The sequence below is a fragment of the Frankia canadensis genome (assembly GCF_900197875.1).
Classification (GTDB): Bacteria; Actinomycetota; Actinomycetes; order Frankiales; family Frankiaceae; genus Frankia; species Frankia canadensis.
Genome location: NZ_FZMO01000117.1, coordinates 1 through 11,725, shown reverse-complemented (window position 1 = coordinate 11,725; position 11,725 = coordinate 1). Strand labels below are relative to the sequence as shown.

The following is an 11,725-nucleotide window of genomic DNA, read 5'->3' as shown; positions in this document are numbered from 1 at the left end:
GCGCAGGTCCTCGCCCGGGTGGTGGTGCCCGCCGCGCAACGCCCCGACACACCCGCGAGGGTCCCGGCCCCGGCGGTCGCCGCCGAGGACACGTCGTCGCCGGTACGTCGCTCTATGTAGTTAATACGCAACACTCTGTTCATGTCATCGAACAAGCTTGTGGTGATCGGGCAGGGTTACGTCGGACTTCCGGTGGCGATGCGGGCCGTGGCCACCGGCTGGCACGTCATCGGCGTGGAGGTGGACGCGGACCGGGCCGCCCGGCTCGCCGCCGGCGACTCCTACGTCGAGGACGTCCCGTCCGCGGAGCTCGCCGGCGCGCTGGCCAGCGGGCGGTACGAGCCGACCGTCGACTACGCCCGCGCCGAGGGCTTCGACGTCGCGGTCGTGTCGGTGCCGACCCCGCTGCGGGAGGGGGCGCCGGACCTGTCCTACATCGTCGACGCCGCCGAGCGACTGGCACCGCTGATCCGGCTGGGCGCGACCGTCATCCTCGAGTCGACCACCTATCCGGGAACGACCGAGGAGCTGTTCGGCCCGCTGCTGACGGCCGGGTCCGGGCTGCGGCCCGGCGTCGACTTCCACCTCGGCTACTCCCCGGAGCGCATCGATCCCGGGAACCGGACCTGGAACCTGGTCAACACCCCCAAGGTCGTCTCCGGCACCGGCCCGCGGTCCCTCGCCGCGGTCACCGCCTTCTACGACAGCCTCGTCGAGCGCACCGTCGCCGTCGGCTCCACCCGCACCGCGGAGCTCACCAAGCTGCTGGAGAACACGTTCCGCCACGTCAACATCGCGCTGGTCAACGAGCTGGCGATGTTCGCTCACGAGCTCGGGGTCGACGTGTGGGAGGCGATCGACGCGGCGTCGACCAAGCCCTTCGGTTACCTGCGCTTCACCCCCGGGCCGGGCGCGGGCGGCCACTGCCTGCCGATCGACCCGTCCTATCTGTCCTGGCGGGTGCGGCGCAGCCTGGGGCGCAGCTTCCGGTTCGTGGAGCTGGCCAACGACATCAACGACCACATGCCCGACCATGTCGTGCGCCGGGTCACCGAGATGCTCAACGCGCGGCACCGCTCCGTCGCCGGCAGTCGCATCCTGTTGCTCGGCCTCGCCTACAAGGCGAACACCGGCGACGCGCGGGAGGCGCCCGCGACCCGGGTCGCGGGACTGCTGGCCGACCTCGGTGCCGAGCTGCGCGCCGCGGACCCGCACGTCGACCCGACGCGCCTGCCCGCCCGACTGATGCTCGTCGACCCGACCCCGGCCGAGCTCGCGGCGGCGGACCTCGTCGTCGTGCTCGTCGACCACGACGCCTTCGACCGGGACGCGGTCGCCCGTCATGCTCGGCTCGTCCTCGACACCCGGCGCTGGCTGCCCGGCCCGCACGACGCCCGCCGGCCGGCCGCCGCAGGCGCGCCCACTCCCGACCCGGCTGGACACGCCGGCACCTCTCGGGCGTGGGTGCCGGCCCAGTCGCCACGGCGCGAAGGCGTCGCACTCGCCGTGGAGTCCCTCTGACCGCCCCGTACGGCGACACGCCCGAAAGTGACTCAACGTAGCTATCTACCTGTCAGTAGTTAGGTCATTGCGCGGATCCCTCCTAGGCTGATCACTGAAAGTAATTATTCAATTACGGAGAGGAGGGGTCGATGCGAAGATCGTTCCGCGTGGGGTCCCGGGTGGGACTGCGCCGGCTCACCGTCGGCGTCGTGTCCGGAGGCCTCCTCGTGGTCACGCTGGTCGGCGTGGAGGCGGGGACGGCGCAGGCCGTCCCCAGCCCGCTGGCCTACCAGCAGTTCGCCTTCGGGACGCTGGCGTCCAACGGCGGCACCGTGACCTCGGGGCCGACGTTCCCCACCAGCATCACCTGCACGACACTGCCGGGCCTGTCGACGAGCAACGGGGGAGTCGTCACCATCCCCGGCCTGATCAACTCGTCCTCGGTGTTCCAGTCCGCCACCACCGCCGAGACCGGGCCGAACAACAACCAGGTCGCGGTGACCCGCAGCACGGTGTCGAGCATGAACCTGCTCAGCGGCCTCGTCACCCTGAGCGGACTCGGGGTCACCTCGACCGCGGTCAACACGGGGACGAACGTGCTCACGAGCGGCGCGGTCTCGCTCGGGGCGCTCAGCGTGCTCGGTGTCCCGATCCCGCTCGGCAGCATCGCGCCGAACACGGTCGTCCCGATCCCGATGCTCGGGTCGATCACGCTCAACGAGCAGATGCCGGTCCCGAACGGCATCCGCACGGTCGGTGCGCACATCCGGCTCACGGCCGGAGAGAACGCCGGTCGGGACGTGCGGATCGGAACCACCCAGTCGGGGTTCGTGCCGAAGCCGCCGGTGTTCCTCACCGGGGTGGCCTACTCCAACCTGATCGCCGCCGGTGCGCTGACGGTGGGACCGCTGATCGGGCAGAGTGTCCCCTGCCCCTCGGGTAACTCGCAGTCGAGCCTGTCCGGCATCAACCTGCCGGGCATCCTCACCACTGGTTCCATCACGGCCTCCGGGACGTCGGTGCCGGGCAATCCGTCGGTCGGATCGTCCAGGATCACGCTCTCGGGCGTGAACCTCCTGGGCGGGCTGATTGGCGCCACTGCCATAACCTCGCAGGTGAACGCGGCGAAGAGCCCGGGTCAGCCAGCCGTGTTGAACACGACCGGGACGCAGTTCACCAACCTCACGGTGGGCGGGGTGGCCTATCCGGACAACGTGGCGCCCAACACCTTCGTCCCGTTGCCCGGGGTGGGGTACGTGGTGTTGAACCGGCAGATCCAGACGGCCACCTCGGTGGAGGTGCGGGCCCTCGAGGTCGTGATCCAGGTGGCCGGCGTCCTGCCGGCGGGGAGCGTGATCAGGATCGCGGGCGCCTCGATCAGTGCGACGGACCAGGGAACGGCCCCGCTGTCGGCGCCGATCGACCCGCATGACGCGGGCGCCTCGACGACCGGGCACGAGGGCCAGCTCTGCGCCGACTCGCAGGACCCGGCGAAGTGCCTCGCGGTGAACGGACTCCTGTAGGTCCGAGACCTCCGGGATCCCGCGCCCGGCGCGGGGCGGGCGGCTCACACCGCCCAGCCGGGCGCGGGACGGGCGGGTGGGGATGGCATGCCCCACCCGCCCGATCGCGGCCGGGGGGCCGGATGTCGCTCCATCGCGCCCGGACTCTCCGTGAGTGCTGTATCTCTATGTAATCGGATGATGGCTGTAAGTTGTGCTCGTCCTGGAGGGATCACCGGCGAAGGGTGGGCGCCATGCGGGTTGTCGTCGCGACGGAGGCACGGTTCCACCGAGGGACGGACGACGCCGTCATGGCCCGCACGCCCGGCGAGGCCTACCAGCAGTGGGCCACCTACCTCGACGTCTTCCAGGAGGTTGTCGTGTTGGCCAGGGTCACGCCCGCGCCGGCGCCCGGGTCCACCGAGCCGCGTGCCGGCGCGTCCTTCCCGGTCGAGGGGGACCGGGTACGGGTCGCGGCGGTACCGCCCTACCAGGGCATGGTCGGCTATCTCCGCACCGTCCGATCGCTACGCGCAGTGATCGCCGCCGGCCTCGACGCGGGGCCTCTGCTGGCCGCGACGCCACGCGGGCGCGCCGTCGGTGGCGTGCCGTCCCAGCGGAGCGCCGCTGGTGTCGCGCCGTCCTCGCATGCCGCTGGTGTCGCGCCGTCCTCGAGCGCCGAGGAGGCCGGGCCGTCCGCGAAGGCCGCCGGTGCCGCGCCGCCCCGCAGCGCCGAGGATGCCGCCGTCGCGCCGGCGACCGGGCCCGGGCGCTCGCCGCACATCGTGGACACCCGCTACCTGGCGGTCATGCCGGGACTCGTCGGTGCCGCGCTCGTCGCCGAGCTGCGCCGCCGCCACCTGCCCTACGCGCTGGAGATCATCGGTGACGCCGAGGCCGTCGCGGGCGGGATGTTCGGTCCCTGGGCCCGCCCGGCGGCCCGCCGCTGGCTGCGCCGGTACGCGGCCGGCGCCCGCGCGGTGGGCTACGTGACCCGCGAGACGCTGCAGCGCCGCTACCCGCCGGCCCCCGGCGCGATCACCGCGGACTACGCCTACGGCCGCCTCGGCCCGGCGGACTTCACCGCCGCCGCCCGCCCCGGCTCCACCCGCCCGCCGATCCCCGCGACGGTGGTGACCATCGGCTCCCAGGAACGCCGCTACAAGGGCCACGACGTCCTGCTGAGCGCCGCCGGCCTGCTCGACTCCTGGGGCTACCGGCTGCGCGTGGTCATCGTCGGCTCCGGGCGCCACCACGACGAGCTGGTGCGCACCGCCCGGCGCGAGGGCCTCGACGACATCGTCATCTTCGTGCCGACCCTCAACCGGGCCGAGATCCGGGCCCTGCTCGACGTCGCCGACCTGTTCGTCCTGCCGTCGCGGACCGAGGGGCTGCCCAGGGTGCTCATCGAGGCGATGGCCCGGGGGGTGCCGGCGATCGCCAGCGCGGTGGGCGGCATCGGGGAGCTGCTCGCCGCCCAGGATCTCGTCGCACCGGACGATCCGGTCGCGCTCGCCGTGCGCATGACCGAGGTCCTGGCGAGCCCCGACACGCTCGCCGAGATGTCCGCGCGCAACCGCGCCGCCGCCGAGCACTACCGGGGCGAGCGGACGGCGGCCCGGGCCCGCGCCTTCTACGCGGCGATCGCCGCCTGGGACCGCCAGCCGGCCCCGGCCGCCGACCCCTCGCCGCTGTCGTTCCTCCTGCCGCTCCCGGTGCCCGCCCAGACGGGCCTCGCCGGCACGTCCGCCCGCGAGGCCCCGACGGCCACCGGATCGGCGCCGGGGGTACCCGCCGGACACGTCCCCAGGTCGAGAGAGGACGGCGCATGACACCCGACATCGGTTCACGCGCGGCGCCGGGCGAGCACCGCGTGCACGCCGCCGGCGGACGGGGGCCCGCCGCCCCGCCGCGGACGCCGCCGGAGACGTCGGCGGCCGCTCGCGGCGGCGCCCCGGCGGATCCCGCGGCACCGCCGGAACGGCCGGCGGCGGGCGCCGGCACCGCCCGCGTCGAGGCCCGCCCGGGCGAGGCGAAGGGCGGCCGGGGGCCGCGGCGTCCCGTGCGAGTGCTGGAGGTGCTGGGGCAGATGAACCGCGCGGGAGTGGAGATCCGCGCCGTGAACCTGCTGCGCCGCCTCGACCCGTCGGAGTTCCGCCTGGAGTTCGCCGTGACGTCGGGCGCCCGGGGCTCCCTCGACGGGGAGATCCGCGACCTCGGCAGCGAGGTCTACTACTGCCGGGCCGACTGGCTGTTCCCCTGGCGCTTCCTGCGGCTGGTGCGCCAGACCAGGCCGGATGTCGTCCATTCGGCCGTCGCGACCTTCTCCGGGGTGGTGCTCGCCCTGGCCCGCCTGGGCGGGGTCCGGCGGCGAGTGGCCTACTTCGTCAGCAGCGCCGACCGGCACGGCGCGAGCCTGCGCGGGCGGGTGCAGCGCGCGGTCGGGCGGCTGCTGCTCGACCGGTGCGCCACCGACATCCTCGCGGTGAGCGAGGCGGCGATGCGTGGGCTGTGGCGGGAGGACTGGCGTCTCGACCACCGGTGCCGTGTCATCTACAACGGCGTCGAGCTGGAACCGTCCGGGGTCGCCGTCGCGGCCCGCCGGCGGGCGGAGGAGATCGCCGCCGACGACCCGGACATCGTCACCCTCGTCCACGTCGCCCGCCCCGACCCGCTGAAGAACCGGGCCCGCGCCGTCGAGGTGCTCGCGGCCCTGCGCGCCCGGTCGATCCAGGCCCGGCTGCGCCTGGTCGGCCGCCAGGAGCCGGCGGAGACCGCGGCGCTCACCGCGCTCGCCGAGCAGCTCGGCGTCGGCGCGCACGTCGAGTTCACCGGTGAGGTGCGCGAGATCCCCCGCCTGCTCGCCGGCAGCTCGCTGCTGCTCGTCACCTCGCTGCACGAGGGCATGCCGACGGTGGTCCTCGAGGCCCTGGCCGTCGGCACGCCGGTGCTGTCGGCGGACCTGCCCGGTGTCGGCGAGATCGGGCGCCTGCTGCCCGGCGTGACCACGCTTCCGCTGAGCGCGTCGGACGCGGTGTGGGCGGACACCGCCGACATGCTCACCGCGGTCCCGCCGACCATCGACCAACGGCGGGAGGCGATGCGCCTGGTGCGCCGCTCCCCGTTCACGATGGACCGCTGGCAGCGTGACATCACGGCGGTGTGGTCCTAGTCGATGTCCGCCCCCACACGCGTCACCGGACCCCAGGCGGCCCCGCGGACGTCGCCCCGCGGCGAACGCCCCACTCCGCCTCCCGTCCCACCGGCCCCGGCGAGATCGACGGCGACTTCGGCGACGGCGTCGCCGGCGGTCGGCGCGTCGGTGGGGGAGCCGTCGCGGCGGGCGGCGTGGAGTGCCCTGGCCGGCTGTGGCCTCGCACTGGTGGTGGTGGCCACCTGGTCGTCCGCGTTCGCCGCGCTGTCCGAGACGTCCGCCGCCCGGCTCAGTGTCGCCGTCGTGGTCGGGTGCGTCCTGCTGTGCGTGCGGGCGCAGCCGCGCGGGGTGTGGGCCTGCTCGTCCGTCTACCTGATCACGTTGTCGGTGTTCCACTTCGGGGTGGCGGTGCTGTTCGCCACCGGTACCTCGTTCGACCGCCTGCGCGCCCAGTACGACTTCCGCTGGCTGGCCGTCTACCCGATGAGCGAGCTGTTCGCGGTGGCGACGCTGGGCGTGGTCAGCGCGACCGTCGGCGTGGCCGCCCTGACCTGCTGGCGGGCGGTGCGCGCGCACGGGGGACCGCGATCCGCGCCCTGGCCGGACGCCGCCCAGCCCGCCGCGTCCGCCCAGCCCGCCGCGTCCGCCCAGCCCGCCGCGTCCGCCGAGCCCGACGGGCCGCAGCGGCCCGATCTGCGTGCCCTGGCCGGATTTGTGCTGCTCACCGCGTCGGTGGGCGGGCTCGTCGCGATCGTGCTCGGCGCAGGTGGGCTCTCGCTGCTGTTCGGGTCGTACACCGACGTGGGGCAGACGGCGCTGCGCGCCCCGCTGGTGCCCTACGTGCTGTTCGGGATGGGGCTCGGACTGGTGCTGGCCGTCATCGGCGGGCCGAGCCGGTGGCGCCGCCGGGCGCTGCTGGTGTTCGCCGTGTTCGCCCTGGTGGCGCTGCCGCTGGGGCTGCGCGGCGAGGTGATGTTTCCGGCGGTCTCGGCGGCGGCGGTGGCGGCCCGGCGCCGGGTGCGTGTGCGCGGCGTCCTGGTGCTGGTCGGCGTGGTGGCGCTGCTCGCGTTCATCGGCGGGCTGCGGGAGATCCGCGAGTCGGGACTGGCGGCGGCCCGGCTCAGCACGGTGACGTTCAGCCCGGTCGACGGGATCGCCGAGCTCGGGGCGTCGATCCGGCCGATCGGCGCGGTGCTGGAGTGGCGTGACGAGCTCGGGGAACGACCGGCGCCGGGCTCGACCTTCTACGGCCAGCTCGACCGGCTCGTGTCCGGGCGGCTGCTGGGCCGCCCCCAGCCGTCCCAGTTCAGCGACGACCGGCTGTTCAACGTTCTGATCATGAATCGGGAGGGCCCGATCGGTGGATCACCGATCGCCGAGTCCTATTACAACTTCGGCGCGACGGGCGTCGTCGTGTTCCTGCTGCTGACCGGGCTCCTGCTGGCGTGGATGGACCACGGCCGCTCGGCGCGGGGCACCGAGACGGCCTGCGTCGTCCTGCTGGTGCCGCTGGTCGTCGAGGTCCGCAACGCGTTCGCCGCGGTGCCGTTCCAGGTGCTGCTCGGGCTGGCCGTGCTGGGCCTGATCCGGCTGGCGGAGACGGCGGCGGCGCGGCCGTCGCCCCAGGGACGGCCGGCCGGCGCGTCGAGACCACCTGTCCGCTCCAGGCCGCCGGTCCGCTCCAGGCCGCCCGTCTGGTCCAGGTCGTCGCTTCGGCCCGGGCCGCCCGTTCGGGCGAGGCCGATCGTTCGGGTGAGGCCGCCTGCGTGGGTGAGGCCGCCGATCCGGGCGATATCAGGTGTCGGGCGGGGCTGGCCCGGCCGACGTGAGCGGACGGGCCACGGTGAGCGCGGCATCGGCGTGACGGGCACGGTCGTCACGGGCTGGCTCGGCCTCGCCGCGATCGCGAGCCTCGGCCAGGCGATGGTCACCGCGCGGATGCTGCCGCTGGCCGGCCGCGGGGCGCTGGTGGTCCTGCTCACCGTGGCCGCGTTCGGCGCCCTCGTCGGCGGCCTCGGGACGAACGTCGCCTTCCGCCACTTCCACGGCCGCGGCGATCCACGGGTCGGCCTCGGCCACTATCTCGGCCTGTCGCTGACCGTCATGCCGATCACGGCGTTGCTGGTGGCGGCTGCCTGCCTGCCGCTGCTGGCGCTGTCCGGCGGGGCGCGGGCGGATGGCGCCCTGGTGCTCGCGATCGCGCTGCTCGCCGCCGCGAGCCTGCTGGCCGCACAGCTGCTGGACGCGCTCAACGCCGCCGGGGCGATCGAACGGGCCGCGGCGCTCAGCGCCGGCACGGCCCTGGCCCAGCTGGGCCTGCTGCTGGTCGGCCCGCGCCATCCATCCCTGGTCCACATCCTGGTCGTGCTCGCCGTGTGCTGGGTCGGCCAGGCGGTCGTGTGCGTGGTGGGGCTCGCCCGTGCGGGCCTGTCCGTGCGGCCGCGGCGAGACGCGGCGGCCTGGCGGCTGCTGGTCGGCAAGGGGCTGCCGGCGCTGGGTCTCAACGTGGGCGCCACGGTCGCGTTCCGCTTCGACCGCCTGCTCGTCGCGGCGTTCGGCGGCGCTGCGGCCGCCTCCGTGTACTCGGTCGCCTCCGCGTCCTGCGAGGCGTTGCGGCTGGTGCCGGGATCGGTCGGGCAGGTCGTCTTCCACCGCACCGCGCGGGGCGGACTCGACCGGGCGGCGCGGCGGCGGGCGACCGGCGGCGTGCTGGCCGTGTTGCTGGTCGCCGCCGTCGGCCTCATCCTGGCCGCGCCGTGGCTGCTGCGGACCCTGTTCGGGCCGGGCTACGCCGCGGCCGTCGCGCCGATGCGGCTGCTGCTGGTCGCCGAGCTGCTGCTGGCCCCGTTCCTCGTCGACTGCCGGGTGCTGACGGGCCTCGGCCGTACCGGCGCGGCCGGAGGAGCGGGCCTGGCCGGCCTGCTGGCGTCGCTCGCGACGTATCCCGCGTTCGTGCCCTGGCTGGGCCCGACCGGCGGCGCGGTCGGCAGCCTGATCGCCTACACGCTGATGACGGCCCTGGCCCGGCTGGCCCTGCGCGGGGAGCCCGATCCCGCCGCCCCCCAATCCGGCGGCGCGCACCGCTCGCCGCTCTGCGTCGACCCGGCCGGGCCAGACGGCTTTCCCCCGCTCCCCACCGCGGGGACGGTCGCGGGGAGCGCCGCGGGCATGGCCACGAGGAACGGAGCACCGTGACCGCCCCATCCGCGCCCACCACCACCCTCGTCGCCCAGCCGGGGCCGCGCGGCGGCCGGCTTGCCTACTACCGGCGGGCCGCCGACGCCGCCTACTGGGACGAGCTGTGGGAGTCCCGGCCGGTGGACTACCGGCGGGCCCGCACGGGCCATCTCCCGCCGCATCTGGACCGGGCGGTGCGCCGCCGGCTGCGGCCGGGCGGGCGGGTGCTGGAGGCCGGCTGCGGCCCCGGCGAGTTCACCGTCGCGCTCGCGGCCCGCGGGTTCGACGCGGAGGCGGTGGACTGGGCGCCGCGCACGGTGGAGCGGCTGCGGGTCGCCGCGCCGGAGATCCGCGCCTGGCAGGGCGACGTCCGCCGCCTCGACGTGCCGGACGGCCGCTACGACGCGGTCTACTCGCCCGGGGTGTGCGAGCACTTCGAGGAGGGGCCCGAGGAGGTGCTGCGCGAGACGCTGCGGGTCCTGCGCCCGGGCGGCACCGCGCTGGTGTCGACGCCCTGCTTCAGCCCGCTGCTGCGGGCGCTGCTGCGCGGCACCCGCGGGGACGAGGCGCGCGGCGGCCAGGACAGGGCCCCCGCGGGCGAGTTCTACCAGTACGCCTTCACCCCGCGGGGACTCGGCGCCGTGCTGCGGGACGTCGGTTTCGTCCGGGTGCGGGCGCATCCCTACGGGGCGTTCGCGACCGTCTGGGAGTACACGGCGGCGGGGCGGGCGCTGAGTGCCCGGGTGCCCCGCCGGCGGCTGCTGCCGCTGGAGGCCGGGCTCGACCTGACCGGGGCCGCCTGGCTGTCCGGCCGGGCCTGCCTGTGGACGGCCCGGCGCCCCGTCGGGCCCCCGGTGCCGGGCCAGCGCCCCAGGGCTCCCGAAGCCCAGCCGCCCACCGTCCGGGAGCAGCACGTCAGCCGGGAGGACCGTTCGGTATGAAGATCGCCACGCTCGTCAAGACCGGGGACGGCCCGCTGTGGATCATCCCGCACGTGCTCGCGGAGCGGGCCGCGGGCGACGAGGTCCTCGTGCTGCTGCCCGCGCCCCACCACCGGGACAGCCGGGTCGCGCGCGAGCTGGCCGAGCACGGCGTCGAGGTGCTGGAGAGCCCCGCGCCACGCCACGGCGGGTCGCCGGCCGCGCAGCTCGCCGGCATCGTGCGGCTGCGGGCGATGCTGCGCGACCTCGGCGTCGACGTCGTCCACTACCACCTGTACGCCTCGGCGCTGGCGGCCCGCCTCGCCACCCTGGGCACGCCGATCACCCGCGTGCACATGGTCGCCGGGCCCCTCTACCTGGACAACGGGCTGATCCGGCGGGTCGAGCGGGTGCTGTGCCGGCTCGACCACCTGCTCATCGCCTCCAGCGGGGACATCCGCACCCGGTACGCGGCGATCGGGATGCCCGAGCACCGGCTGCGCACCCTGTCCTACGGCGTCGACCTCGAACGGTTCACTCCGCCGGACGACGGTGCCCGCCAGGCGGCGCGCGCCGCGCTCGGCCTGCCGGCGGACGAGTTCGTCGCCGTGTGCGTGGCCTACTTCTACCCACCCAAGCGCCTGGTCCGACCGGGCCAGGGTGTGAAGGGGCACGAAGTCCTGCTCACGGCCTGGGCCCGGTTCGTCGAGCGGGGCGGGAGCGGGACGCTCATCCTGGTCGGCGGGGGCTACGGCGAGGCGGGCGAGCGCTACCGGGAGGGCCTGCGGGCCTGGTCCGAAACGCTGCCCGGGGCCGACCAGGTCCGCTGGGTGGACAGCGTCACCGACGTGCGGCCCTTCTACGCCGCCACCGACGTCAACGTCGTGTCGTCCTGGTCGGAAAGCTACGGCGCGGGCGGCGAGGCGTCCGCGTGCGGGGTGCCGAGCGTGTCGACGGCCGCCGGCGGCCTGCCGGAACTCGTCGACGGGGAGACCGGCTGGCTGGTCGGCCTCGGGGACGCCGAGGCGATGGCCGCCGCCCTGGGCGACGCCGCGGTCGGTCGGCGCACGCCACGCTCACGGCAGCGCGCCGTGGCGGCACGCCGTCGCGCCCGGGCACTGCTGGACCGGCGGGCGCTCAGCCACGACGTCGTCGCCGCGCTGCATGACGCCGCGCACGCCCGGACCGCCGCTCGGCGCGGCGGGCAGGCCTGGCCGCCACGCGGGGCGGCGTCGTCCGTCCGCCGCGCTGTCCGCGCCCTGCCCACGGGACCGGCGGCCCGCGTCCTCGCCGGGCCCGCGACCCGCGCCCTCGCCGGCCGGGCGGCGTCCGCGTCCCGGAAGCCCGGGACGGTACCGGCGACGTCCGCGGTACCGGCGACGTCCGCGGTACCGGCGACGTCCGCGGTACGGGCGACGTCCGCGGTGCGAGGCGTGCCGGCGCTGGGGGGTGCCGCGGCGCTGGTGGGA

General features: G+C 75.4%; 7 protein-coding genes. All 7 read left to right on the top strand.

From position 1 onward, the window contains the following. Positions 1-141: 141 nt before the first annotated feature. Positions 142-1,521 (top strand): nucleotide sugar dehydrogenase, encoded by a 1,380-nt coding sequence (locus tag C1A33_RS12200; RefSeq protein ID WP_101831637.1) that lies wholly within the window; start codon positions 142-144, stop codon positions 1,519-1,521. A 131-nt stretch (positions 1,522-1,652) separates the two neighbouring features. After that, a complete protein-coding gene (locus C1A33_RS12195) occupies positions 1,653-3,026 on the top strand; it encodes a choice-of-anchor P family protein (RefSeq protein ID WP_133150649.1) in 1,374 nt (457 codons plus the stop codon). 233 nt (positions 3,027-3,259) lie between these two features. After that, positions 3,260-4,837 carry a glycosyltransferase family 4 protein gene (locus C1A33_RS12190; protein ID WP_101831640.1) on the top strand — a complete coding sequence of 526 codons (1,578 nt, stop codon included), beginning with the start codon at positions 3,260-3,262 and terminating at the stop codon, positions 4,835-4,837. Further along, positions 4,834-6,177 (top strand): glycosyltransferase, encoded by a 1,344-nt coding sequence (locus tag C1A33_RS12185; RefSeq protein WP_101831634.1) that lies wholly within the window; start codon positions 4,834-4,836, stop codon positions 6,175-6,177. The genes C1A33_RS12190 and C1A33_RS12185 overlap by 4 nt, the downstream gene beginning before the upstream one ends. Positions 6,178-6,327: 150 nt before the next feature. Beyond that, the gene (gene wzy / locus C1A33_RS12180; protein WP_165818348.1) at positions 6,328-9,354 is read left to right on the top strand and encodes an O-antigen polysaccharide polymerase Wzy; all 3,027 of its coding nucleotides are present in this window, start codon (positions 6,328-6,330) and stop codon (positions 9,352-9,354) included. Continuing rightward, a complete protein-coding gene (locus C1A33_RS34820; RefSeq protein ID WP_165818347.1) occupies positions 9,351-10,277 on the top strand; it encodes a class I SAM-dependent methyltransferase in 927 nt (308 codons plus the stop codon). Before wzy ends, C1A33_RS34820 begins: the two co-directional genes overlap by 4 nt. Next, the coding region (locus C1A33_RS12170; protein ID WP_243407458.1) for a glycosyltransferase at positions 10,274-11,725 on the top strand (1,452 nt) is incomplete at its 3' end. The genes C1A33_RS34820 and C1A33_RS12170, both read left to right, overlap by 4 nt.